The organism is Gracilibacillus salinarum (genome assembly GCF_022919575.1).
GTDB lineage: Bacteria > Bacillota > Bacilli > Bacillales > Amphibacillaceae > Gracilibacillus > Gracilibacillus salinarum.
Window position 1 is genome coordinate 2,756,017 of record NZ_CP095071.1, and the last position, 25,829, is coordinate 2,781,845.

At 39.1% G+C, this 25,829-nt stretch carries 30 protein-coding genes and 1 riboswitch; of the genes, 9 read left to right on the forward strand and 21 right to left on the reverse strand.

All coding sequences use genetic code 11. The annotated features are described in order from the left end of the window. Positions 1–147: 147 nt before the first annotated feature. From MUN87_RS12780 to MUN87_RS12855, 16 genes are all read right to left on the reverse strand, one after another. Positions 148–1,980: a hypothetical protein gene (locus tag MUN87_RS12780; RefSeq protein ID WP_244740667.1), complete on the reverse strand. Its 1,833-nt coding sequence runs from the start codon at positions 1,978–1,980 to the stop codon at positions 148–150. 56 nt (positions 1,981–2,036) lie between these two features. Beyond that, entirely contained in the window at positions 2,037–3,485 is a 1,449-nt protein-coding gene (locus MUN87_RS12785) for a vWA domain-containing protein (protein WP_244740669.1), read from the reverse strand. Between the two features lie 45 nt (positions 3,486–3,530). After that, positions 3,531–4,973: a VWA domain-containing protein gene (locus MUN87_RS12790; RefSeq protein ID WP_244740671.1), complete on the reverse strand. Its 1,443-nt coding sequence runs from the start codon at positions 4,971–4,973 to the stop codon at positions 3,531–3,533. Between the two features lie 39 nt (positions 4,974–5,012). Then, positions 5,013–5,216 carry a hypothetical protein gene (locus MUN87_RS12795; RefSeq protein WP_244740673.1) on the reverse strand — a complete coding sequence of 68 codons (204 nt, stop codon included), beginning with the start codon at positions 5,214–5,216 and terminating at the stop codon, positions 5,013–5,015. A gap of 69 nt (positions 5,217–5,285) precedes the next feature. After that, positions 5,286–6,218, reverse strand: coding sequence for a type II secretion system F family protein (locus MUN87_RS12800; RefSeq protein ID WP_244740674.1), 933 nt, complete (start codon positions 6,216–6,218; stop codon positions 5,286–5,288). Between the two features lie 4 nt (positions 6,219–6,222). Beyond that, a complete protein-coding gene (locus tag MUN87_RS12805) occupies positions 6,223–7,149 on the reverse strand; it encodes a type II secretion system F family protein (protein WP_244740676.1) in 927 nt (308 codons plus the stop codon). Then, a complete protein-coding gene (locus MUN87_RS12810; protein ID WP_244740678.1) occupies positions 7,146–8,492 on the reverse strand; it encodes a TadA family conjugal transfer-associated ATPase in 1,347 nt (448 codons plus the stop codon). The genes MUN87_RS12805 and MUN87_RS12810 overlap by 4 nt, the downstream gene beginning before the upstream one ends. A 12-nt stretch (positions 8,493–8,504) precedes the next feature. Then, positions 8,505–9,656 carry a CpaE/TadZ family protein gene (locus MUN87_RS12815; protein WP_244740679.1) on the reverse strand — a complete coding sequence of 384 codons (1,152 nt, stop codon included), beginning with the start codon at positions 9,654–9,656 and terminating at the stop codon, positions 8,505–8,507. Positions 9,657–9,697: 41 nt separating this feature from the next. Next, a complete protein-coding gene (gene cpaB, locus MUN87_RS12820) occupies positions 9,698–10,366 on the reverse strand; it encodes a Flp pilus assembly protein CpaB (RefSeq protein WP_244740681.1) in 669 nt (222 codons plus the stop codon). A gap of 706 nt (positions 10,367–11,072) precedes the next feature. Next, entirely contained in the window at positions 11,073–11,915 is an 843-nt protein-coding gene (locus MUN87_RS12825; protein ID WP_244740683.1) for a class II fructose-bisphosphate aldolase, read from the reverse strand. A gap of 14 nt (positions 11,916–11,929) precedes the next feature. Then, on the reverse strand, positions 11,930–12,316 hold the full coding sequence (locus tag MUN87_RS12830) for a tetratricopeptide repeat protein (RefSeq protein WP_244740685.1): 387 nt from the start codon (positions 12,314–12,316) through the stop codon (positions 11,930–11,932). A 12-nt stretch (positions 12,317–12,328) separates the two neighbouring features. Further along, positions 12,329–13,612: a PTS sugar transporter subunit IIC gene (locus MUN87_RS12835; RefSeq protein ID WP_244740686.1), complete on the reverse strand. Its 1,284-nt coding sequence runs from the start codon at positions 13,610–13,612 to the stop codon at positions 12,329–12,331. Between the two features lie 18 nt (positions 13,613–13,630). Continuing rightward, positions 13,631–13,921 carry a PTS sugar transporter subunit IIB gene (locus MUN87_RS12840; protein WP_244722372.1) on the reverse strand — a complete coding sequence of 97 codons (291 nt, stop codon included), beginning with the start codon at positions 13,919–13,921 and terminating at the stop codon, positions 13,631–13,633. Between the two features lie 13 nt (positions 13,922–13,934). Beyond that, complete coding sequence (locus tag MUN87_RS12845) at positions 13,935–14,927, reverse strand: 6-phosphofructokinase (protein ID WP_244740688.1); 993 nt, start codon at positions 14,925–14,927, stop codon at positions 13,935–13,937. Next, the gene (locus tag MUN87_RS12850; RefSeq protein WP_244740690.1) at positions 14,924–15,367 is read right to left on the reverse strand and encodes a PTS sugar transporter subunit IIA; all 444 of its coding nucleotides are present in this window, start codon (positions 15,365–15,367) and stop codon (positions 14,924–14,926) included. The genes MUN87_RS12845 and MUN87_RS12850 overlap by 4 nt, the downstream gene beginning before the upstream one ends. Then, entirely contained in the window at positions 15,364–17,316 is a 1,953-nt protein-coding gene (locus MUN87_RS12855) for a BglG family transcription antiterminator (RefSeq protein WP_244740692.1), read from the reverse strand. The genes MUN87_RS12850 and MUN87_RS12855 overlap by 4 nt, the downstream gene beginning before the upstream one ends. Before the next feature lie 222 nt (positions 17,317–17,538). On the opposite strand from MUN87_RS12855, the gene MUN87_RS12860 reads away from it, so the two are divergent. From MUN87_RS12860 to MUN87_RS12875, 4 genes are read left to right on the forward strand one after another with little or no spacing between them, the layout of a single operon-like run. Next, on the forward strand, positions 17,539–17,847 hold the full coding sequence (locus tag MUN87_RS12860) for a DUF2089 family protein (RefSeq protein ID WP_244740694.1): 309 nt from the start codon (positions 17,539–17,541) through the stop codon (positions 17,845–17,847). Next, positions 17,840–18,124 (forward strand): hypothetical protein, encoded by a 285-nt coding sequence (locus tag MUN87_RS12865; protein WP_244740696.1) that lies wholly within the window; start codon positions 17,840–17,842, stop codon positions 18,122–18,124. Before MUN87_RS12860 ends, MUN87_RS12865 begins: the two co-directional genes overlap by 8 nt. A 15-nt stretch (positions 18,125–18,139) precedes the next feature. Next, positions 18,140–18,838 carry an ABC transporter permease gene (locus tag MUN87_RS12870; protein ID WP_244740697.1) on the forward strand — a complete coding sequence of 233 codons (699 nt, stop codon included), beginning with the start codon at positions 18,140–18,142 and terminating at the stop codon, positions 18,836–18,838. After that, the gene (locus tag MUN87_RS12875; RefSeq protein WP_244740699.1) at positions 18,839–19,756 is read left to right on the forward strand and encodes an ABC transporter ATP-binding protein; all 918 of its coding nucleotides are present in this window, start codon (positions 18,839–18,841) and stop codon (positions 19,754–19,756) included. Between the two features lie 176 nt (positions 19,757–19,932). Here the strand turns inward: MUN87_RS12875 and MUN87_RS12880 are convergent, their stop codons facing one another. After that, positions 19,933–20,475, reverse strand: coding sequence for a VUT family protein (locus tag MUN87_RS12880; RefSeq protein ID WP_244740701.1), 543 nt, complete (start codon positions 20,473–20,475; stop codon positions 19,933–19,935). A 78-nt stretch (positions 20,476–20,553) separates the two neighbouring features. Next, positions 20,554–20,600, reverse strand: a riboswitch (PreQ1 riboswitch). Between the two features lie 134 nt (positions 20,601–20,734). Between MUN87_RS12880 and MUN87_RS12885 the strand changes: the two genes are divergently transcribed. The 3 genes from MUN87_RS12885 (at position 20,735) to MUN87_RS12895 (ending at position 22,892) form a co-directional block, all read left to right on the forward strand. Beyond that, entirely contained in the window at positions 20,735–20,932 is a 198-nt protein-coding gene (locus tag MUN87_RS12885; RefSeq protein WP_244740703.1) for a YjzC family protein, read from the forward strand. Positions 20,933–21,063: 131 nt separating this feature from the next. After that, positions 21,064–22,140, forward strand: coding sequence for a YibE/F family protein (locus tag MUN87_RS12890; RefSeq protein WP_244740705.1), 1,077 nt, complete (start codon positions 21,064–21,066; stop codon positions 22,138–22,140). After that, entirely contained in the window at positions 22,137–22,892 is a 756-nt protein-coding gene (locus MUN87_RS12895; RefSeq protein WP_244740707.1) for a YibE/F family protein, read from the forward strand. Before MUN87_RS12890 ends, MUN87_RS12895 begins: the two co-directional genes overlap by 4 nt. A gap of 5 nt (positions 22,893–22,897) precedes the next feature. Here the strand turns inward: MUN87_RS12895 and MUN87_RS12900 are convergent, their stop codons facing one another. From MUN87_RS12900 to MUN87_RS12915, 4 genes are all read right to left on the reverse strand, one after another. Beyond that, positions 22,898–23,815 (reverse strand): nuclease-related domain-containing protein, encoded by a 918-nt coding sequence (locus MUN87_RS12900; protein WP_244740709.1) that lies wholly within the window; start codon positions 23,813–23,815, stop codon positions 22,898–22,900. A gap of 80 nt (positions 23,816–23,895) precedes the next feature. Continuing rightward, positions 23,896–24,135 (reverse strand): hypothetical protein, encoded by a 240-nt coding sequence (locus MUN87_RS12905; protein ID WP_244740710.1) that lies wholly within the window; start codon positions 24,133–24,135, stop codon positions 23,896–23,898. An 18-nt stretch (positions 24,136–24,153) separates the two neighbouring features. Continuing rightward, positions 24,154–24,933 carry a CPBP family intramembrane glutamic endopeptidase gene (locus tag MUN87_RS12910; RefSeq protein WP_244740712.1) on the reverse strand — a complete coding sequence of 260 codons (780 nt, stop codon included), beginning with the start codon at positions 24,931–24,933 and terminating at the stop codon, positions 24,154–24,156. A gap of 12 nt (positions 24,934–24,945) precedes the next feature. Beyond that, entirely contained in the window at positions 24,946–25,197 is a 252-nt protein-coding gene (locus tag MUN87_RS12915) for a hypothetical protein (protein WP_244740713.1), read from the reverse strand. Between the two features lie 165 nt (positions 25,198–25,362). Between MUN87_RS12915 and MUN87_RS22310 the strand changes: the two genes are divergently transcribed. Beyond that, on the forward strand, positions 25,363–25,497 hold the full coding sequence (locus MUN87_RS22310; protein ID WP_255840630.1) for a hypothetical protein: 135 nt from the start codon (positions 25,363–25,365) through the stop codon (positions 25,495–25,497). Then, positions 25,498–25,776 (forward strand): hypothetical protein, encoded by a 279-nt coding sequence (locus MUN87_RS12920; RefSeq protein ID WP_244740715.1) that lies wholly within the window; start codon positions 25,498–25,500, stop codon positions 25,774–25,776. Positions 25,777–25,829: the final 53 nt, after the last annotated feature.

Here is a 25,829-nt window from a genome sequence, read left to right on the forward strand (position 1 = left end):
TAAGAATCCTGTAAATATCAACAACAATGTCGTTCCAATAATACGATTTTGTTTAGATGTTACTTCTGTAGTCATATTTTTATCAAACCTTCATTCATATTTTAAACACCCTGTATTATAAACATTTTAGCAATGGGAAATTAAAATTTATCCGCCAAATAAATTCCCAATCTTTGATATACTTGACTTAATCCCACTTATAGCTGTTTTTCCACCTTTTATTGCTCCATCTATAACTGCCTTTCCGCCTTTTATTCCTGCGTCATACACCTTTTTAATACCTTTTGAAATAGCTTTTTTACCTCTTCTGCCCCAAGCTGTTTCATTAACTAATACTCCTACAGCTAACCCTACAGCTGCTCCTAGAATTGTACCTGCAACTGGCACAGCAGAACCAATAGTAGCACCAACTGCCATACTACCAGCAAAGCTTCCAACTGCCGTTGTAGCTGCTCCAACCGCAACATCCGTAGTTAAATCAGCAGCAAAAGCAGTAGATTTTAAACCACTTAAGTCTTCATAACCATCAGAGTGCTTGGAAATGGAACTAGTAAAGGTTAGCCCTAGACCAATAGGACCACTCAATTTTCCTAATGTGGATGGCTTCCAGAAACTTTTCGAAGAAGCGTCCCAAGAACTAGATAAAGCAGATTTAGTTGATTTCCATGCATTTTGAAATACATTTCCGCTTCCACCCAATCCTTTTGATTGCATAAAAGCATTATAATTTTGTTTATCAAACACTCCCGAGGTTAATGTAACTTTTTTGCCATCAAGATCATATTGTTTGTATCGTTCATAGAACCAGTTACCAATTGGATTTTTAAGTCTTCTCTCCCCAGTGTGCCAAAAGTCAACATTTTTAACATTATCAAAATCAAAACCTGCATATGCTGCTGCCGCAGATTGAGCTAATTTATCTCCTAAACCTAATCCATATTTTTTAAATTCATTCACAGCACCAATAACTCTATCAATCGTATTAGTATTTTCACCGGAAGAATTTCCCTGACCACTCTCCCCAGGTTGTAAATCATTTCCTGAGGATCCATTACCTCCTCCCGGAGAACCATTGCCAAAACTTGCACCGCCATTAGCTGATCCTTCGCCAAGCAAGGTATTACCACCAAAAAGGTTGTTACCGAATCCGTATCCATTGTTAAAACCGTTACCGCTAGCATTGGGGTTGTTACCTTCTGCTGCATTTCCATTGGTATTATTACTTCCACCATTTACGGGGTTTCCATTAGCATCGACGTTGCCTGTGTTGGCACCATCGCCACCATTAATTGTATTTCCACTGGCATTTGAATTGTTACCATTTGCCGCATTTCCGTTAGCGTTACTATTTCCACCAACTACGGGATTGCCATTGGCATCGACATTACCTGCATTGGCACCATCTCCGTCATTAATTGCTCGACCGCCGACTACATTAGATCCATTTGAACCGGACTGACCAGATTCTATTGGAGATCCGTTGGCATTTGTATTGCCACCATTAATAGTAGAACCATTGGAAGGATTATTTCCACTGTTGCCGGCTGATCCACCTTCCACTGCATTACCAGCGGATCCTGCATTGCCTGCATCGATTTGATTACCACTTTGAATATTCTCCCCTGGATGAATTGCATCCCCAGTAATTATGATCGAAAAAGATGGAGGTGCATTTGGAGCGATAAATTGACCATTTGTTACGGGATCCCCTTCGATAATAGGTTCACCTGAATTTAAACTGTCACCAGATTCGGCAGCAGTTCCATCATTATAGGCTTCTCCGTAGTCGTATACCTCCCCGGGAGCAATAAACTCGCCACCTGTAATCGGGTCTCCAGGAGTTATCGACTCTCCCGGAGTGATTGCCTGACCAGGAGTAATGAAATTCGCCGCCACAGCCGCTACAGGCAGTATATTCCAGAACAGAATAATACCGATTAACGCAATAGAGATCCGCCGATTCCATTTCACTCTTTTCATTGCTTATCCTCTCCATATATTAGATGAAAACGGACATGGTGTTAAATCTTCTTTTATTACTCTTTGTTTTCTTGGTATTTGTCTTCTAGCATTTGTAAGGCTTCTTTATAAGAGTTTTCGTTCCATTCTTCTAATCTATCCTTTTGCTGCTCAACTTGAGTTCTCATTTCTGTATGATAGTTAGAATTTATTTCTTTAAGTTGATAGAATATATCGTCTGAAACTTTATCAGTTGCAAGCAATGCTTCTAAAATATATTCTACTGATTCTTTCTCCTCAGATAATTTAGCTAGATTTTGTGTTGTATAAACAAAAATATCTATACTATTTTGCGTTTCTTTTAAATCAAATGCCTGCTCTCCTTTTTCTTTCCACTCATTCCACGCTTCTGCCATCTCATTAATTTTATTTAATTCATTCGCTAATTCATCTTCATCCTGCACTGTTTGATAAAGACCTTCAGCCGCATTCGCAATTTCTTTCAAATGATTCTGACCTTCACTATCGACATCAAAACCAATCACATTGATAATGGGCTGTATATTGGAGTCATAAAATTGTTTCGCTACCTCCACTGGTTTTGTATCACATGTCTCAATACCGTCACTCACAAGATATACAATATTTGTATTTTCCTCCCCTTTAAATTCAGCTAAATCTTCTTGGGCTTTGGATAAAGCTAATCCATTAGGTGTCCAGCCTGCTGGTTGAACGGAATTCAAAGCCTCTGAGAATGTTGCTTCCTCATAGGGACTGTATCCATAAATGATCTCTGAGCTACTGCAGGATAGTTCTTTATCTGAATCAGCACTTGTTCCTTCCTGACCATAGACACGAAGGGCAACATTGGTTTCTTCCGGTAATTCTTCTAAAAAGGCTGTAATGGTTTCTTTGGCTGCTTCCATTTTGGTTTTGCCATTGATTTCTTGTGCCATACTGCCTGATGCGTCAAGTAATACTGCGATGTTCAAATGTTCCTTGAATTGATATCTAGGATCCTCTACTTCAGGACTTCCTAATAATTGAAACTTTAACGCTTTAAGGATTTCCTCTTCTCCAGAATAATCATCTTGCACCAGTTTCAAGGTTTCTCTAAAAAAATAATCAAGCTCTGCTTCACTAGGATTATTACTAATTTCCGGCATATCTTCACCGAGGTGGTCTAATAATTCAGATCCCTCTCGTTCTGCACCATCTTTATTATTAAATATTTTCCGTGCATATTTCCCTTTTTCCAATGCTGCTAATTCTTCCACTGTTGTTGGTAACGGATCCGTGTCGAACTCTTCAGAATAGTTTGTTTCGCTTACGCTTTCCTCTTTTTCATCTGTCGGTTCTGGTTGTTCTTCTGGTGGCTCTTCTTCCTCACTAGGTGTGATCACCTTTCCCGCTTCCAGAGATTCTTCTTCTTTTGTTTCTCCAGAACATGCTGCTAATAAAAGAAGAAGAAACAGAATCCAGCCAAATAACGCTATACAACGCCAAGTGTATTGTCTTCTTCCCATGCCATCCCCTCGCCAGTACTTCAATGATTTAAAATATTGATGAATTTAATTTGTTTGGTTTTCTTGGTATTTGTCTTCTAGCTTTTGTAAGGCTTCTTTATAAGAGTTTTCGTTCCAATCATCAAGCTTATCCTCAAGCTTTTCAACTTCAGCATTCATATCATTATGGTATTCAGAATTTAACGCATCTAATTGTAAGTATGTTTCCTTGCTGATTTTCCCGGTTGATTCTAATGCTTCAATAATATAGTCTATAGATGCATCTTCTTCAGAAAGACGTTCTAGGTTAGTAGTTGTATAAACAAAAATATCGACATTATTTTGCGATTCTTTCAAATCAATTGCTTGTTCCCCTTGTACCTTCCATTTTTCCCAAGCTTCTGCCATCTCTCTGATTTTATCAAACTCATTTGCCAGTTCATTTTCATCTTGCACCGTTTGATAAAGTCCTTCTGCGGCATTTGCAATCTCTTTTAGATGATTCTGTCCCTCACTATCTACATCAAAACCAATCACATTGATGATAGGCTGAATATTGGAATCATAAAATTGTTTAGCTACCTTCACAGGCTCTGTTTCACACGTTTCTATACCATCACTCACCAAGTAAACAATATTTGTGTTTTCCTCCCCTTTAAATTCAGCCAAATCTTCTTGTGCTTTTGATAAAGCTAATCCATTCGGAGTCCAGCCTGCTGGTTGAACGGAATTCAAAGCATCAGAAAACGCTGCTTCTTCATAGGGACTATATCCGTAAATTATCTCAGAACTGCTACAGGATAATTCTTTATCACTGTCTGCCCCTGTACCTTTATGACCATAGACCCTTAGTGCAACATTGGTTTCTTCTGGTAATTCTTCCATAAAGGTAGTAATTGACTCTTTTGCAGCAGCCATTTTGGATTTACCATCTATTTGTTGCGCCATACTACCAGATGCATCTAATAGAATTGCTATGTTTAATTGTTCCTTAAATTGGTATCTAGGATCCTCTATTTCAGGAGAGCCTAATAACTGAAACTTTAATTCTTTCAAGATTTCTTCTTCACCTACATAATCATCCTGAACCAATTTTAAAGTTTCTCGATAAAAATAATGGAGCTCTGCTTCGCTGGGGTTATCACTTAATTCAGGCAAGTCATCTCCAAGGAAATTAAGTAATTCAGAACCTTCACGTTCTGCCCCATCTTTTCTAGTAAAAATTTCTCTCGCAAATTTCCCTTGCTCTATAGCTGTTAGTTCTTCTACCGTTTTGGGCAATGGATCTGTTTCAAACTGTTGCGTAGCATTCTCGTCATTAGTTGGTTGGCTTTTTTCCTCTTCTGTATTTTCTGTTTTCTCCGATTCCTGATGGTCTCCTTCATCACTTGGTGTTATAACAGTTCCTGCCTCCATCGATTCATCTGATTCATTCTCGTTATTTGGTTGCTCTGAACATGCTACTAAAAGAGTACAAAGCAGTAAACCCATGACTAATAATTTCCTCAACCAGAACCCCCCTTGTTAGCCGTGCTTGTATTAACTTACTTACCCTACCATATTAGAAATTTTAGTAATAATATCCGATATAATTTTACCAATCCCATCACTCTGATCACTTATCGCCGAAGAAACAATCCCCAACACCAAAATCAACAACGCCGCTATACCTAACCATTCTAATGACTGTGCACCTTTCTCGTTATTCAACTGCTGAGTAGCCTTCACATAAAATTCTGTTAACTTTTTCATATTGAAATCTCTCCTTTTATTTTTAAAAATTATTTTATTAAAACGGCTGTTTAGCCATTGTTTTAATCTCTATTGAAACAATTCAAATATATTACTGTTCTGACTGAACATATTCATTACCATCAAGCCACCAATTAACACTAATGCAGAGGGCAATACTACGAAAGTCGTGATCAAGGTAACCTTTGGAGATGCCTTTGCTGCTTGTTCTTTAATTAGTTCCTTCTTAATTTTGCGCATTTCTAATGATTGCTGGTGGAACGTTTTTGAAATGGGAATCCCCAGTTTTTCCCCTTGAATAAGGGCCTTAATCAAAAGCTGAAATTCTTTGCTCGTATTTCTCTTCAGCAGCATTTCATACGCAGAAGATCTTGGCACCCCAACCTGGATTTCCTGGATAAAGCGACCAAACTCTTCTTGAACAGGACCTTCAAAATAAGGGACGATATCTCGTAATGCCTGATCTAAGCTGACACCTGCTTTTAACGTCACACTCATCGTATCGAGGAAATCCGGCAATTGATAGGTCAATTCTTCCTGACGCTTTTTTGCTTTGGATTTGATCCAAAAAACAACAGCCAGATAGCCAACAATCGGATAGATAATGACAGTAAGCTCACTGAAAGGAAGTCTGAGTATCATGGAAATACCGCCAATAATCAAACCGACGATCATAAAGAATATTTTCAGCCCCTGTAACCTCGCCGTTGTCAGACGGTAAGGATGACCTGCCTCTGTTAACCATTTCTCTACATCGTGATCTTCACTATAAAAATTGATTCGTTGACCGATTGTTGAAAAATCATCTGCATAGTGGAATACTTTCGATAACACCTTTTCTTTACGTGTTTGCTTCTTCTCGAAGATATCCTCTTTATAATGATCCTCTTTCGCTTGTTTCTTCAATTCGCTCTTGTACACAACATATACATAGGTATATCGAAGAGCTAATCCTGTGAAAAAGAGAGTGAGTAATAAAAATAATACAATTAATCCATCCATTTGCTCACACCCTTATATTGGTAACCTTACGCACTAACCAGAACGTCAGGCCGGTTCCAAGAATAAAAAACAACAGTAACAGTATCCCGATCCCTGTGAATAAAGGATCCAAAAAACCATCAATAATATTATTCATCATTAAAACAAGGAATATCGGTATAATCGGGACCAGAATCGCTACATAACGCTGCTCCGCTGTCATCGTCTTGATTTCCTGCTTTAATAGTTTGCGATCTTCTAATGTCTGGCTCATTTCATCCAGAATAGATGAAATATTCCCACCGGCCTTCTTTTGAATTAACACGGTGGCAACAAATAGTTTGAACTCCTTGTTATCAATACGTGATTCCATCTTCTTAATGGCTATGTCAAAAGGAATCCCTAATGATAATTCGTGTGCTAATTGTTTAAACTCTGTCTTGGCAGGTGCAGCGATTTCCTGTGCAACCATCTGAATCCCTTGATTTAAAGTCATACCTGACCGAGTAGAATTCGCTAAAATCCTGCATATTTCAGGAAGCTGATCGACTAACCTTTCATGCATCTTATTCTTACGAACAGCAAACATAATCCGCTTCCCACCTTCAAGTAAAAGCAATGCAAGAAACGCACTTATCAATAATTTCAGATTAAACATATTGACCAGCAATAAAATAATACCCATGAATGCTACAAACTGTGCTGCAATAAATTCTGAAGGAGTGAACGGAATGTTGGCTTGCTTTAGCTTTTCAAACATCGGTTGTGCCGTTTCAGAGTGGTCATAGCGATCGCCTATTAAAACAATAAAACTTTTTCGTTCCTGATCCGGTTTATAGAAGTCTTCTGTACTCTTACGCCAATTACGCTTAGCTCTACGGTAATCTAACCAGTAGGCCAGAAAGAGGATAAAGCAAAGTGTCGCCAAGATCGTCATAATCGTCGCAATCATAAATGCACCTCCTCTTCAGCTGGTATAAAGAGCGAGTCAGAGATTCGATGACCAAAGGTATTCAACCTGTTTAAACATCTAGGCACATAGCCTGTTGGCGTATAATAGCCCTCAATTTCACCTTTATCAGTCATATTCGTCCGTTTAAATCTAAAAATTTCCTTGATCTGATGTTCACCATCATCATCTTGCACTACTTCTGAAATAGCTACAATTTTTCTTGTACCATCTGTAAGACGTGTGACTTGAATAATGATATCAAGTGCCCCTACGATATATTCACGTATAATTCTTGCTGGCAGTTCCAGGCCTGCCATGACAACCATCGCTTCGACACGTCGTAATGCATCATCCGTGGAGTTAGCGTGTACCGTCGTAATGGAGCCTTCGTGACCTGTATTCATCGCCTGCAGCATATCAAATGCTTCCCCACTACGAACCTCACCAACTATGATTCTGTCAGGACGCATCCGCAACGCATTTCGGACAAGCTGCCGAATCGTTATTTCACCCTGTCCTTCGACGTTTTCCGATCTTGCTTCCATGCCAATTACATTGGGACGGTCTAACCGAAGCTCTGCTGAATCTTCAATCGTGATCACCCGTTCACCGTGAGGGATGTCTGCGGCTAACACATTCAATAACGTGGTTTTACCCGAACCTGTACCTCCGGATATTAAGGTGTTTAATTTCGATTTGGTCACCGCCTGTAAAAAGGTTGCCATTTTATCATCTAGCGTCTGGAACTTCAGCATATCGTCCATTTGAAATGGTTCTTTACGGAACTTACGGATCGAAACTAGCGTACCATTGAGACTGACAGGAGGGATTACCGCATTCACACGGCTTCCATCTGGCAATCTGGCATCGACCATTGGGGAGCTCTCATCAATTCTCCGGCCAATAGGTGCCACAATTCGGTCGACCACATGTCTTACATGATCATCATCGCGAAAAGAAATACTGCTAAGCTCCAGCTTCCCAAAGCGCTCGATATACACTTCATCATGGCCATTAATCAATATTTCTGTAATCGATTCATCAGAAATAAGTGGCTCTAATGGTCCAAAACCAACCGATTCATCCAGGATCCGACTGATTAGTAAATCTTTCTCCTGTCTTGGGATGATTACTTTTTCTTCTGACATAAATTGTGAGACTAACTGTTCGATCTTTAGTCTCATCTCACCTTGACTCAAACTGGTCAATGCTTCCAGATTTGTATCACGCAACAACCGACTTTTGTAATGCTCAACTAACCCTTCGATATACTGGTTATGTTCGTTACTTACTGCATTTGCCTTTGATGCCTGATTCACTCTCCGGTCAAATAACGAAGCCATTAGTACCACCTCCTAACTCAATACCGACTTCGCAAATTTGCGAATATCTTTGGAAAAAGGAATCAGCTTTTCCTTTTGTGCTTTTCTTATGGTATCTCCCTTGTTAATAAAGGTTTGCAGCTTTTTGTAATCCCTTCTTACCGTGGCTGCAATAGGATACCGCACTAAATCCTTTACATCTTTTTCTTTTAATTCCATTTCCTTCGACATGTTATTAAGGATGATTTGCATACTCGTTTTTAAATCAATACCTAACCGTTCACTTATTTCTTCAAAATGTTTTAATACTTTCAAAGAAGGGGTATCGGGTTGTAAGACATAATAAATTTTGTCCGCTTCTTCGATAGCTGTTACGGTATTCTCATTAACAAAAGATGGCAGATCAATGATACAAAAATCAAATGAACGCCTGCAGGCACGTAGTAAACGACTGATAAACTCACCATCTATCGTTTCCGCGACACCAGCATCAGTCGGACTTATTAGAACTTCCAATTTCGAGTGCTGCTCTGTTTGAGAGACATTGCGAATGTGACTTTCATTTAATTCATTTATTACAGGCTGCAGGTCAATGAGCGAGCGATTCGTTTCCAGTGACATAATCGTTTCGATCCCGCCAAATTGAACATTTAAATCAATTAATATCACTTCTGCTGCTGATTCGAGCTTGATCGTCTGCGCATAAGTAGAAGAGATAACGGTTTTCCCTGTGCCGCCTTTTCCACTGTAGAATGCATGAATTTGACCTCTGCCTCGTCCAAATACGACCGCATTATCTTTATCCGTTTCCATACGCAATTTATAATTTTTTTGCATAGTGGGAAAACGGCTAAAGAATAAGCTTAGTTCATCAGGCAGGATAAAGAATTCCTCTGCACCTGCGCGCATAATATTACGCAGTAAACCGATATCAGAATCTGTTGCGAGGAATATGACGTATGTAGGGGAGTGTATCGATTTCACATACTGAACCTGTTCCACCACATAATCAGTATTTTCCTGGATGAAAATTACAAAGTCTCTAGTTTGACGATTAATTTCACGTGATACGTCCTTCGATCCGATTACAGTTACGTTATTCTCGTCTCGATCTATCGCATTTAGTACTTGCGTCGTAATCGAGTCTTCTTCACTAACTATTAAAATATCAAATTGATCACTCATTATTTCTCTCCTTGACTACCTTCTCCCATTTCGAAGTTTTTTTATTCTTCCTCTTCTGAAGCCTCTTCTGATTCCTCGCTGGCAGCTTCTTCTTCCGTCATCATTGCGTCACCTTTTCCAACATTAGCCTTTAATATACGAATGTATTCGGCATAATTTTGTTCATGAATTAATCTTTCAGCATCTTCTTTGGATAGTTCTACGGCAATACCCGAGAAATCTTCATTCGTTCCTTGCGCATAGACTACCGGTACGTCTGTAAGAAAAGTGGACGTTTCTTCCTCAGATGAAACGATGATATCTACACGGTCCAACGCTTCAATCACTTGATCAAACTGAATATTTTCCTGGCGATGTATCGATACTAATCGGTGATTCTCATCTTTTAAGTTGGAAACCGGTTTTATCATATTGGACGTAATAATGTCCCCTTCACTTAAGGGAACAACGGAAACACGATTTTCAATTTCCGAGAAATCTGTTATGTGGGACTCTGTAACAAATTTATTCGGAATCTCCATTACCGTTAGTTGACTCTCTTGTAACAGCGAACGCGAAGGAATCTCTCCTTTCGCAACGTAGATCTCGGTCATCCCTCCTAATTCTGCATTTAATTCTTTGACTTTCTCGTAAACTAGGTAACCAGCAATTAACGCTAAAATAAATGCTAAAATAAAAAATATTCCGGCTCTTTTCTTCGAATCTATCATGCGTGTTTCTCCTTATCCTACAAAGAGTTTAGGTTTTTCGTCTTATTATGTTATACCCATCACTTTCCTTGTAAAACATTTCCTTTCAAAGAATTTTGTGTATTACAAAATACTTAGTTGGATATAACTGAGTTCTTCTTGTTTTTATTCATTTTTTCTCTTCCTCTAAGTTGTTTATGTATTGGAGTAATGGAAGCATCTATGAGTGTAAGTGTGTAAGTATGGATGTTACGGTGAGACTTGAAATAACTGTGATTTTTCTGTCTTTCCAGTAGACGCCCTACCTTTCTTCTTCATGCCCGCAGAAGCAAATAGTAAGACATAACATGTGTATCATTTCGTGCAAACCAAAAGTCTTATTCGTATTAGCACTTATGTCACAAAAAAGGATGACCGTTTACAGCTTCTTCTGAAACATTTGATTTCTTTAGAAAAATATTAAAACAACTCCTCTAATATATTGATTTTCATCATCTGGGCTATGTTCATTTAATTCTTCCCAGAAAAGTTCATTCAACTACTCATTATAAAGAGAATATTGAAAATTAATCCAGTGAAAATGGAGGATTTGTATAAAAATGGTTGGATTTTACTAATATAATAGACCTGTCTTATTACTTTCGAATCACAAAAAAGGCAACCTACTTATTGTAAATAGGTTGCTTTTCCTACTGTAAATAATTTGAATTTCATGATATACTAACCTTTACATCAGTTGGAACAGTTTTGATTTCTCCATCACAATTTCTTTTATTCTATTATTGGCAGGTAATAGAAGTTTTCGTAAGGAAGTCAATGGCGTTGCCTGAGAGAATGTTTTATTGACTTCTTCAATATAAGATTTGTTCAATTCTGTTCCAACATTTACTTTTTTCATTCCTTGAGACACACATTTTCTCATGTCTTCATCCGATACACCTGTTCCTCCATGGAGTACCAACCCAACATCTTTCATATTAGTGGAAAGCTCTGCTAGTAATTCAAAATTTAATTTTGCTTTTGATTTATACTGACCATGTGTTGTTCCTATTGCCACCGCGATGGCATCCACACCGGTCTCTCTTACGAATTGATATGCATCCTCAGGGTGGGTATAAATAGCGTCTTCTTCTGCTACCACCAAACCATCTTCTGCCCCACCGATGGTTCCCACTTCACCTTCGACTGACACATTTTTAGATCTGGCATAATCGGTTATTATTTTGGTGTTGTTAATATTCTCCTCAAGGTCTAGACTGGAACCATCATACATCACCGAAGTATATCCTGCATCGATTGCTTTTTTTAGAACCTCGATAGACTTACAATGATCCATGTGCAGGCAAACATCTACCTCCAATCTGTCGGATAAAGTCTCCATACTTGATACTAATAAATCAAGTCCAATATATTCAGCTGTTCCAGGTGATGTCTGAATAATAATCGGTGCATTTAGTTCCTTTGCACCTTCTAACATGGCTGGCAGCATTTCCAGACAATGGACATTAAAAGAGCCTATTGCTCGTTTACCTTCGTATTTTTCAAATAATTGATCCAAACTTTTTAACATGATTATTCCCCTCTCTACATGTTTCCCCTTATGGTATCTTTTGTAAGTTTCATAAGATCATCCGATTTTTGCAAATATACTTGAACAGCTTCCCTATCTCCCGCTTTAGAAGCTTCTTTTCGTTTCATGTTGTAAAGTTTCACTAAATCGGTAAAAGCTTTTCCTAAGGCTTTATTTTGATCAATACTTTTCTCATAATACGTAATCGCATGATCGTAATCTTCCATTTCAAAATATAAACTGCCTAACATATTTAAAATAGGAATCTCATCTTCCTTTTCAGCATTCTCCAGTTTCGATAAATATTCTTCTATTTGTTCTGAGAGATGCTCTTTTTTCACTTCCTGCTGCATTTCTGACTTTGCATCTTTTTCTTTCCTTTTCCTTTTAAAAAATAGCATCGTGTCTCTCCTTTAGGCAAATAAATTCATGATCGGATGAATCAACCATTCAAATAATAGACCAGCTGTTACAGTATCCACATCGGTTGCCGTTGTATTGACAAACCCCAAACTATTAAAATGAGGTACGAGTAGTGCTGGCAGTAACGTAATAAAGAATCCATGCGCAATACCACCGATTAATACGCCTCGCTTTCCTCCGACGGCATTCATAAAGATTCCTGCTGTTCCACCAGCAAAGAAATTGGTCAGCATCCCAGGTAAGATCATAGCCAATCCAAACCATGGAAGCACAAACATCGCGATGACTGTACCTATTGTTGTCGTAATGAACCCTGCCGTTACTGCATTTGGGGCATATGGAAACAATACGGGACAATCTAATGCCGGCTTTGCATCTGGTACGACTTTTAATGCGATCCCTCTAAATGCTGGTACAATTTCAGCTAATAATAAGCGAACACCAGAAAGTAATACGTAAACACCGACAACAAATTGAACCGCTTGTAAGAAGGCATACACGATATAATTGACATCCCCAGATAACTCTGTTCCGAATTCAGCTCCGGCAAAGATGGAGGTAACAACGTATAACGGGACCATCACAATCGCTACAGAAAGATACGTATCAGATAGGAATCCTAACCCTTTTGGAAATTTAATATTTTCAGTAGAGTCTGAATTTTTCCCGGTCATTTTTGCGATTCCTGCTGCGAACATATAGCCAATCGTACAAAAGTGACCAAGTGCAATATCATCTGTTCCCGTAATTTTCTTCACAATCGGCTGGGCAATAGCGGGCATCGCTACGGCAAAAATACCACCTACTAAACCTCCGGCAAGAATTAATCCTATTCCACTAAGGCCTGCTGCACTTCCAAATACCGTGGTCATCGTAGCCATCCACAACAACGCCTGACCTGTTAGAAAAATGTATTTCCATCTTGTTAATCTAGCTAATAGAATGTTAAAAATAAATATGGCCAGGAAAGTTAATGCAATTTGATTTGCTAAGCCTAAATCATTCATTGCTTGCCCATTTATGGCTTCAATAGATGGAACAATCCCTTCCATTCCAAAGCCTTCAGAGAAGATGTCGCCAAAATATAGTAACGAGCCAACAATGATCGAGGACCCCGCAGATAAAACCAGAAAGCCTAACATCGTCTTGAAACTGCCTGACATCACTTCACCAAAAGGCTTACGCTGTAATAAAAGTCCAGCAAACGCAATTAATGCGATGGTGATGGAAGCTTGTGTTAAGATACTGTTGATAATAAAATCAATGACTGCCATTATGATAACCCCCTTTATTTATAACGCTCCTTTTGCCTTTAAAACGGGAACTAGTTTTTCCTCAATTTCCTTTTTGTCTACTAGACGATCTAAGAAAATCAGGTCCATCGGAAGATCGTATCTTTGAAATTGTGATTCGAAATTTTTACCTGAAATAATAATGTCAGCTCTTGTCCCGGCAGCAGATGAAATATCAGAGTGGTCCACTGATGCCTTCACACCAATATCCTGGAGGACACTCTCCACACTCATCTGACAAGCAAAACTGCTGCCTAATCCTGCTCCACATACGACTAATATTTGTAACATGCGCTCACCTCCTTTAATAGATTACCTTGTTATATTGTTTAGCTATTTCCATCGTTTGGGGATGCAGACTATTATATTGTTTTCTTAAGTGCTGAAAGGGGAGTGCTTGAATTCGGTCATTCCCTACACCGACCATTACACCAAATTGGTTATCGCTCACACACTGCGCCACTTTTGCTCCGATTTTTGCGGCAATGGATGCGTCCTTAAATGTTGGTCGACCTGCTCTAATATAAAAACCTGCAATTGATTTTCTCACTCTGATCCCCGTCCCTTCTTCGATAGCTGCTGCAATTTCAAAAGATACCCCTTGATTGCCAGATTGATAGTTTTTATCTTCATAGGCAGATTCTGAACATACAATGACTAATGATTGCTTTTGTTTTAATTTTTCCTTTACCACTTTGGTGATTGCACGCTTTTGGGTTACATATTCTGGTACGATTGCTAGATCACCCGCACCTGCGACGGTACTTTCCAAGGCAAGGTTGCCTGAGTTACCACCTAACACTTCGACCATAAATATCCTTCCTGGCATGTTAGCAGCTGTATCATGCAGTCCATATAAAAGATCCATTAATTTATTTAGCGCCGTGTCAAAGCCAATGCTGTAATCGCTACCAATTACGTCATTATCTACCGTCATCGGTATAAAGATCGTATTCGTCCCTTCTTTATGAAGTAATTGTGCTGCTTTTTGTGAACCATTGCCACCACATACGGTCAAACATTCAAAACCTTCTGCCTTCAATTTTCGGTGCAGTTTATCTCTTCCCTCTTGCGTATAGGGAAGATCACTTCTACCTGTTTGCACATAATGAATACCAGCAAGTGATTTATTCTCTACAAACTGTGGTGTTAAATGAATAGGTTCATTGATGGAAATACCATTGTATCCACCGGAAAAGCCATATAAATCGATGTGTGGATGGTTTGCCATCATCTCTATTGTTGCATTGATACCAGCCCCATCCCCACCACTTGTAATAAGGGCGACTTTTTTCATGAGACACCATCTCCTATCAAATCATTTAAGTCGGCTAGTGAATTCATCGTGGATATTGTATCGATCAAGCCATTTTCTACGATCTTGACAATTATTTTAATAATCTCTAAATGCTGCTCATCGTCTGTTGCTGAGAAACTAATCATGATTTTGACAGGCGCTGCCGTGTCCTTAAAATATACTGGCGTTTTCAACGTTATTAAACTCATCCCCACCTTTAATGCTCCGTTTTCTGGTCTGGTATGAGGGATGGCAATACCGGGAGATATGACAATATATGGTCCGAATTCTTTTACATTATTAATGACTTCTGCTGCATAATGCTGCGTTACAAGGCCATTCTTCCTTAACAATGCAACACTTTTGTATATCGCATCCTTCCAATCCTTTACCTCCACATTAAATTGAACATTATCCTCGGTGAAATAAGTTTCTGTCATAAGCTTTTCTCCTTGTATTTGCTTAAATTTCTAATAAAATCCTCGTAATTATAGTTAGATATTAATTTAGTGATGCCAAATTCTTCTATTAAGAAATGGTAAAGCTGCTTAAAGATGACTTCCCATGTCTTTTGTTTTTCCTTCGGGACGCTTAATACGATGATGACCTGTACTTTTTCTCGATCCCAAACAATTGGTTTATTTAAAATACAGACAGCAATGCTCGTTTCAGACATATTATTTTCTAATGGGTGTGGAATCGCTAGCAGATTACTCAGTTCTGTCGATGCCATTCTTTCCCTTTCATATACTGATCGTTTGGTAGATTCATCGATGTATTCTTTTGTGTACATTAGATCTGTCATATAGTCCAAGACATCTTCTTTCGTTTGCAGCTCCAAATTTTTAACAAACAGGTCTCTTTTGAATATATTGCTAAACTCCGTAACATCTGATTCGAGTTTATCTTCCATTACTTTGCGTTTAATAAGAGATAGATCGGTATAACTTAGAATAGGACTAACGGTAAAAATTTTATCCGATTCTATGTCAATTGGAACAGTGGAGACGACTATATCTACACGTTCCAATAAGGATATCTCAAATTCTGATAAACTGATCGTTTCTACTACGCTTACTTGCTTTCCATAGTTATTAAGTAATTTTTCTCTAATTAAGGAAGCAGTAGCAACGCCGGAACCACAAACGATCATGATTTTTTTGACCTTTTGATTGTTTAAACCTTTTTTCTCCAAAGCCAACCCAAAATGAATAGCTAGAAACCCTATTTCATTTTCATCTATTATTAAATTGGTCAGTTCACTGATTTTATTGCTTGCTATAGCGGCAAGCTGAAATGCAAGCGGATAGTTATTCTTGATACTGTTCAGCACTTCATTTCGAATATTCATTTGATACTCGATTCTCTTTAAAGAAATACTTAGGTGGATAATTAACCCTTCTATCAGCTTTTGATCCCCACTCAATTGAATGGATGTTTTCTTATTAATTTCCTCGAGCACTGCTGCTAGCATGCCTTCCATTCTTTTGTATTCTTGGTCATCAATGTCTTTGCTATAGAACCTGCTGCTTGCAAGAAGATGTTGTGTAATATAAAAGATTTCCGGCTCGATGTTGATGCCTAATGTCACCCTTATTTCTTGTATAATGTCATGGGCAACCTTGTATTCTTTGGTAGCCTTTAAATTTTCTGTGATCTTCATCTGATAATCTAATAGTCTATTGTTTAGATATCGTCTTATCGTTATTTCGATATGAATAATCAGATTTTCGAGCGCAACATCCGTTAGTTTCAATTGATTTTTTAACAATACTTGCAAGATAATATCTTTTAATTGCTTTATTTCATTATCAGGAAATAGTTCATTATAAACACCGATGCTTTGATGATTGAACAGATATTGGGAAATGCAAAACCTTATTTTATCTTCATTACCTGTAACTTTTATTCCATTAAATCTATCCGTAACAAGCGCTAGTCCATATCGGGAGATTTTCTCTTTTACTGATGAAAGATAACTTTTTAATGCAGAAAGACTGATAAATAACTCTTCAGCTAATTCTTCCTGATAAATACTTGTATCTGTCAGACAATTCATTAAGATGCTTCTAATAATTTGTTCCTCGACATCATTCCCTTCTGATCTGTGCATGTTTACCGTTGCTTGGTTCTGAATGATTGTGATGTGATTGGCATATAACTTTTGAAAAGCTTCCCCCTTGCTTATCTCCAGCTCGTATCCTTTTCCTTTGTGTGACACAATCTCTGCACCATGCTTCGATAAGATTGCATTCATTTTTTTAATGTCATTTCTGATAGTTCGTGTGGTAACCTCTAACAGCAGGGAAAGACTCTTACCCGTCTGCACCCCCTTACTACTGTGTAACAAATGAAGAATTTCTACCTCTCTTTTACTTTGTAGCTTCATTTTCATTTGCTCCTTTCTGCTTTTAGTATAAGTAAGTGCTTACATTTTATTAAGTTATACTTTTTCCTCTTTAGCGGAAACCTTACTTATTCCCATTATAAGCTCTGTGTAAATGAACATTTAATTATTTATTTGTTGTTTTATTTAATTTTATTAAAAATAACTTTAACTTTGTTTAATTATATGTTAAATTATAACAAGATAAAATAAAGGAGGTAATATATGGATGAGAAAGAATTTCCAAATTGGCTGTTAGCCCTGGAAAAAGAAGATCTGGAATTTATTAAGAATTTTGTAGTTAATTCAGGCTCCCTTAAAGAGATATCGAACATATATGACGTATCTTATCCAACCGTGAGGATCAAATTAAATCGGTTAATTGAAAAAATAAAAGCGAATGATGCAGAAGAAAAAGAAGCATTCATTTCTTTCATCAAGACCTTGTCCATCGATGACCGAATCAGTGTGGAAGATGCCAAGCTGATCATTGAGAAATACAAAACAATGGAAAGGGGGAATCAAGATGAATGATCTTTATCCTGTATTCATTATAGTAGCAATACTGGCGCTTCAATATTACCTTGCCACAAGGGGTAATCCATACTTAGGCTTCATTGCTCCCTTCTTGTTTTTAGGATGGATACTTTGGCGGTATACAACCAATGACATTGATAACATCGTGACCTGTATCATTATAGTGCCGATTGGCTGGTTGATTCTGTACGCTGAATGGAAGAGTGGCCGCAAGTATTTGGAAGAGAAAACGGAAAAAGAATTAGCAAAAATGAAAATGCATGATATAAATTAGAGGAGGAAACTTCACATGGTACATATTTTATGGCGGGAATTCACAGATTCCTTTAAAAGCATTCGATCGATTCTCATTATCCTGTTTGTAACGTTTATTTCCTATCAATCAGCTGTTTTTTTGGCAGATAATCCGTTATTAGCAGAAGAAATCGTTACATACGGCGGTGATCAGGGATCCGTTTATACACTGGCTATTTCCTTTATTGTACTCATGTTCGGCTTTTTGTTTGTGTTTGCCATTTCGCATGATGTCATCAATAAAGAAATCGAAATGCGGACCATCCGCTTACTTGTGAACAAAATCCCAAGATGGCAGATCATGATCGGGAAATTCTTTGGGATCTTACTGTTTTGGATTGTGACCATCTCCATTTCATACGCTATCCTGCTTGCCATTTCCGGAGAATGGAGCTTTCTCGATTACTTCAGCACTCTGCTTTTTTTGTTCTATGCCATTGGCTTAGTTCTGTTCATTTCCACCGTTATTCCTAAGACTAAACTGACAATGTTTCTGGGGATTCTGCTTGGACTTGCCCTCCCTATCGTGGGATTTATCAGCGTCCTCTCTGAAAAATGGTACTTGATACCGTTCAAGTATCTGCTGCCTTATTATTATGTAGAAGATAACTCGGCTAAACTGCTCGTGCCGCTGCTGATCGGCGTTGTCTATCTAGGTGTAAGTATCCTCATTATGAGACGGAGGGATCTGTAAATGAATGAAGTGATGAACGTAACCAATCTGACCAAACGATTCGGTGCAACAGAAGTGCTGAGTGGGATAGATTTAACGATTTATGAAGGGGAAGTATTTGGTTTTATCGGTCATAACGGGGCTGGTAAATCGACTTTTATCAATACAATAACTGGGATCATCAATAAAAGCAGTGGTTCTTTCAAGATGTTAGGTGCTTCTGACCAAGATCTTGATCAGGTAAAAGCAAAAATTGGCGTTATGCCCGATATTTCGAATTTATATGATCAAATGCGTGGGATTCAGTTCTTAAGCTATATGGGAAAACTGGCTGGGGATCACCGCAGCAAGCAGGAGTACGCGGCTCTAATGAAAGATGTCGGATTAGAAGGTGCCGAGAAGAAAAAAATAAAATCCTATTCATTTGGGATGAAAAAGAAAATTAGTATTGCCCAGGCCCTTTTAGGCAATCCGAGCTTCATTATCCTGGATGAACCAACATCAGGTCTAGACCCGGAATCAGCGATTAACATTCGCAAGTTGATTGCCGATTTACAGCAGCAAGGAAAAACGATTCTGCTCACCTCTCATAACTTGGACGAGATTGATAAAGTCAGTGACCGTGTCGGTATCATCAGTAACGGAAAAATAACGAGGCTTGGCACACCTGCTGAATTGAAAGTGAACAAAGTGAATGAAATCAGTGTCGCGATTCGGACAGCGCCTGCTTTAACCTCAGATAAATTAACAGAGCTATCAGCAGCGTGGGATTTTAATGTGACATTTGTTGCATCGAAAAAACCCTACACCGTCGTCCATGTTAGCAGTGAGGATGACCTGCCCCGATTATCGCAGCAATTGATGCAATCCGGCTTTCAATTATACGAAATCAGCATGGAACAACAGTCACTCGAGGAAGTGTTTATTAATAGTAAGTAAGTTTTGCGATCGAACTGTGGCAGATGATTTTGCCACAGTTCTTTTGTGTTGGGGTGATTGGGGGCTATCGGACATTGGGGCGCTTCTCCTCCAGGATTTTGTCCGTTTGAACCGCAATCCTCCTCCCCAATCAATAAAAAAGAAGCTATCCTCCCAAGAAAATAGCTTCTTCCTTCTTATTCTACCGCTACTCGTTTTTGTTTCACCAGATAGACCTGATTCAACACCAATGCACCAAGCAGCTGGATCATCGTTTTTGCGATGATCTGTCCCAGGATCGCGGCTGGTACGGCTTCCCATGGCAACATGCCTGCTCCGATTGGGCTTAAACCGATAAGCACGAAGACGACAGAGTCGAGAAAACCTCCCGCTAATCCACTGTAAAAAACGCGCCAGGCGATTGGCAGTTTTAGACGGGTGTATATTTCGGTATCGGCGGATTCGGACAGGATAAAGGAAAGTGCGGATGCTGCCACGATCATCAAGGTATCCCCGAGTAAAAAGGAAACGAATGCTGATAAAATCAGTGCTGTCAGAATGAAGGCATAGGTTTTGCCACGTCCATATTTATTTTGTACCAAATCACGAAAAATGAAGGTTGCCCCAATAAAAAGCGTCCCCATCGGAATAAGGAAAATCCCTATTTGTAATGGCATAAAAGCCGCTGTGACCACATTGGCAGTGACAATGGAAATTAAATATAAAAATACTCTTAACATAAGATGACACCTCTTCTATAGTTGTTCACGGAAGAGGTGTCATAGCAACGAAAAAAAACCACATCCAATGGACATGGTTGATCCATAGTTTTTTATAGAGGGTATCAGCTATGAACCTCTTCCGCACAGGTATTTATTTCTTTCTTATCATAATGGAGAAGCTCTCCGTTGTCAATTGCATTTTTTTTAAATCGTATGTTTTAATTTTACCATTTGAGAGAATATAGAAAATATAATCTTAACTACAGGAGGACTACCATTGACAGACGCGCAACGTTTTAAAACAGGAGAAAAAGCACCTGAAGCAGGCATATACAAAGTTGAAAAATTAACAAGTGATTATCAAAGTGAGGATTACTTCAACGATACCACGATCGAATTAGCAGAAGGGGAAACATTTCCACCTGCACCTGCCGAGGATGAAAGTGCCTGGTGGGTTCGAGTTCCACAAGAATAGCTCTAACGCAAGCGCGCAACTCTTTTATGTGACAGTTGCGCGTTTTTCTTCACAGCCCTTTAATAGACAATCGCCTTTTCCTCTTCTATACTTTACAACAGATACCGCAATGAATTTCTGGAGTGAAACATATGAAAAAATATCTAATCTATTTGCTCGTGCTCGTCAGTTTTGTTGCTTCGATTATCTTCGTCAACAACAATCACGAGCTCTATGACCGCACGATCGTCCAAGTAACGGATGTTACCGAATCCGATAAATCAGAAGTAAAAGACCAGAACGATAACGAAGATTATATGGTGACGCAGCAAATTACTGCCCGCATTTTGAATGGGGCGGACAAGGGCGAGACCATGGAAGTTGAAAATCAATATTCGGGATCACAGTCGATCCATTTTCGTTTGAAAGAGGGAACCGAATTCTTTCTTGCTAATGACGGAGAAAGTGTGGGAACGATTAAACGGGACAAATACTTACTTTTTGTAGCATGGTTATTTGTGCTTGTTTTGTTATGGGTTGGGCGCAAGCAAGGGGCCTGGTCTGTTGTCAGTCTTGCTGTTAATGCTGTGATATTGTCTGTAGCATTGGATATTTACATACGAAATTCTGATAACAGCTTACTGATCATTTGTTGCATCAGTATCATTCTTTTTACGATATTGTCGTTAATTATGGCGAGTGGCTGGAACGAGAAAACACTGACCGCGATTATCGCGACGCTGATTGCCACGTTCGCATCGTTACTGATTGCCTATCTGGCGCTTCTGGTCACTGACGAGCAGGGACTTCGCTATGAAGAAATGTCCTTTTTGACCAGAAATCCTCATCTCATTTTCATGGGTGGATTGCTGATCGGATCGCTTGGTGCTGTAATGGATGTCGCGATCACGATGACATCGTCTATGTTCGAATTATTTGATAAAAACAATAAGATCAAAATAAGTACGTTAAGGCAATCAGGGCTGGAGATTGGAAAAGATATTATGGGTACGATGACGAATATCTTGTTTTTTGCTTACGTAAGTGGAACCATCCCAGCATTATTATTATATTTCATGAATGCCATGCCACTTGGATTCACGCTATCGATGAATCTTTCGCTTGAATTGGCAAGGGCATTGGCGGGAGGAATCGGGATTGTGATAACCATTCCGATTACACTCTACATTTCTATTTTCTTTATTAAAAGAAAGCAGGCGAGACAATGAATGCATTAGTTTTATTAGCAGCAATTCTTTTTATACTGATGGCCGTTGTCGGTGGAAAAGAGGGAATCAAGTCATTTATCGCGATTCTGATCAATTTTGTTGTCGTGATTGGAACGGTCCTGATGATGAACGACCCAAATGCCAATCCAATTGTGCTCACACTGGTGGCTTGTGGCATCATCAGCGCTGTCAGTCTTTTCTATATCAATGAAATCAACAGCAAAACAAAGATGGCTTTCCTGGCGACGATCTTGACGACATTGGCACTGTTATTCTTTATCTTCATCATCACCGAAAAGTCGATGATTCAAGGCTTCAGTGAAGAGGAATCCGACAGCCTGGTGACGTTCTCGGTCTATATCGGCATTGATTTTATCAAAGTGGCTACTTCCGTGATCATTATGAGTACGATCGGGGCCATTGTCGATGCCGCGATTTCGATCACGTCACCGATGCAGGAAATTCGCGAACAAAATCCGGATATTTCACGGAAAGATCTATTTAAGTCAGGCATGCGCATTGGGCGAGATATCCTCGGCACCAGCAGTAACACGCTGTTCTTCGCCTTTTTCGGCGGTTATATGGGACTGATTATCTGGTTCAAGGACTTGTCCTATTCCATGGGAGAGATTGTTAATTCCAAAGTGTTCAGCGGTGAGATGATCACGATTTTGACCGCAGGAATGGGGGTTGCACTGGTAATTCCAATCGCCGCAGCGGTGACGGCTTATTATTTAGTGAGGGAGAAGTAAAATGCTTATTTTACTTCTTTTTTGTTGGTGAAATAGGTGTTGCTCGTTACTCCTTGCTTGACGAAATGCTTCAGTAACTGGCGTTTACATCTATCTTCAGAAATGCCTTTCCCACACCATTCTGCAATTCCTTTTGTTGTTAATTTTTCATTTGGGAATAAAAGATGGAATGCTTCAATATTTCTAATTATCGATGCATCTGCTTTTTCATATACGTGACACTCGTTACAAATAATGATTCGCCCCTCTACGTAAGTGGACATTGAACCGCATTGACAACATGGTATACCTTTTTCTAATTCGTCAAAGGTATATGTAGTACTCACAGGCAACTCTTGCGAATGAGAAGCTAGAAGTGTATTAACTACATTTTGTCCATTTTTACTGCTATGCGAATTTTCATTTAACCGAGAAATTAATGTTCGTATGTTTGCATGGAATAAAATTTTTTGTGATAGAGGGGTTTGGTAAACGATGCATTCGGGGTGAATAAAAACTATATATGACTTGATCGTTATATCAAAACCTTTCAAGTGAAGATATCTGCGGAACAACGAGGTTGCACGATCGCGCTGGTAGATTGGATTTTCGATCTCAATATTAGGAAGCTTAAAGAGGATTTCATTATCAAAATAATATTGGCCCAGGAAATTTTTTATTTCGAAAAGGTAAATAGTATCGTTTGTTATTACAGTGGAGTCAATCTGGAAGTTTTTATTATTATTTTTCAAGCGCAAATCATTTATCACCGTTAAGTTATTTCCATAATTTCTAACAATCGAATCAAATTGTAATTCGCCTTCAAACCCACGCGATAAATTTTGATACCGTTTGAACTCCTCTGAACTCAACTTCTTGCGCCTTGAAAGCAGTTCTAACATAACTAACTCATTGGGCATTTGCCTCTCCTTGACAATCATCATTTATTCCTCCAATTCAAATTTTTTTCACATATTATAATATACTATATTTTCCAATGGAATCATAGGGATATATGCTACGATTAATTAGAAATGGAAGATAGAGAATTAAAAACTGCTTCGTTTGGTATGAACTGACTGCTACAGGAGATGGGACATCGAGTGAAGCTACTTTCTTTAGCTCTGATAACCGTGTGTTTAGTGTTTTTTCTGCTACTGGTTTTTCTTATGGTTGAACTTGCATCATCTTCGGTTGTTTGCTCTCTTCTAACATCCTCTTCCTCCTGAACTTCCACCATCATCAAGCGTTTGCTCTGATCCATAACCCTCTTAACCTCCCCCTACAAAATCCCCCCACCCAACACCATCAAAACATTAAAAAACCCATGCCAGATTACCGCTGGCAGGATGCTTTTGGCGTTAATGGTGATGGCGCTGAAGAAGAAGCCGCCTATGCTGAAGGCTAAGCAGCTCAGCCAGGACATACCGAGCAAGGCATGTTGCAGTCCGAATCCGATACTTGTCAGCAGCACGGCCCAGCGTGTACCGAAGCTCGTCACGAAGCGACTCAGCAGGGCTCCCCTCCAGATGATTTCTTCCAACAAAGCATTCACCAAGGAGAAGCTCAGCGTGAACGCCACTATTTCCCAGGAAAAGTGAACGTTTTGCAAAAGAATAAAAGGCAGCAAAAAAGCAAGCCCGCTTATCAGCAAGGCAATAAAGAGATAACTGCGTACAGTCGTTTCACGGAACCCTGCCCAAATCAAAGGAACCCATACCGACGCTTGCCATAGTGGTCTTTTCAAAAAACTCCTTAAAGGACGCGTCACCGTAGCCATGCTCAGTACGACGACAACCAGCGAAAATCTTTGCAGCAAAATTCGCACTTCAGCGATGGAGATGTCAGCAATCAAGTGAACATGTATAGTGTGATACAGATAAAATCCCAGTCCGAAGCTTGCCACCGTTACGGCAAACCCCCTCATCGTTTTATCAAAAGAGCACGCACCTGCAGCTAACGCCCACAAACCGATCAGCCATCCATAATCCACAACAAGAACGAGGAAAAAGGTCGAAAATATTAGTAACGCGATCAGTTTTCGCCATAAGGTTTCTGCCATCTGTATTCATCCCTATCGGTAAATATTCTGGTATAATGCTTTTCGCCGTTCTTTCTTCATCGTCTTATATATATTAAGTTCTTTCCTTACGCTTTTTCGTTGATCGTTTTTCTTTTGTTCTTTCCGATAATCACCAATATCCGCTCTTTTCTTCAATATTTCCACTGTTGAACTAATCCTATCTTCAACCGGTCTCCTCTCAACAAAGGTTCCAAGAGAAGATGCCATCTGATTTGAATCTACTTTCCTGATAGTGTCGTCCATGACTCGAACCTCCTTACAAAATTCATTTTATTCCTATATATATGTCATCGCACATTATCCGTGTAGACTGTAGTGGATTTTATAGAATGCAAGTCTATGACCTATAGAATCTCGGAACGCTCGTCATATACTGAATTAGTCTACAAAAGTAGGAGTGAATAATAGATGAAACACAATCACATGGATATTCCCGAATGGATCTTATTTATTCTTGGTATGACGTTGTGCGGTGTACTATTGTTTGTGCTTACTGCCGGAGTTGGCGTGGCATTATTGGCATTCTGGGAGGGGGAGAATTAATTGGCTAGAAAGAAAAATCCGGCGTTTTCGAAAATGTTGAAGAAATTCCATCAAGGTGCCAGGATTTTTGCAGAAGCGTATATAAGAGCGGTCAAAAATGGCGCAGCAGTTGCGGAAGAAGAAGTTCTGGCTATTGCAAAAGATCGAGAACAGCCGGTTGAATTCATGGCAAAAAAATTATTCAGTGCCATCATGCTTGGTGTACTCCATGCAGCAGAGCAAATGATACAATTCGGCATCGCGATGATCGAAGACTCGAAGCATAAGAATAAATCATAATATGTAAAAAAACAGCCTCTGACTGACTCGAAGGTATACTTTGAGCCAGTCAT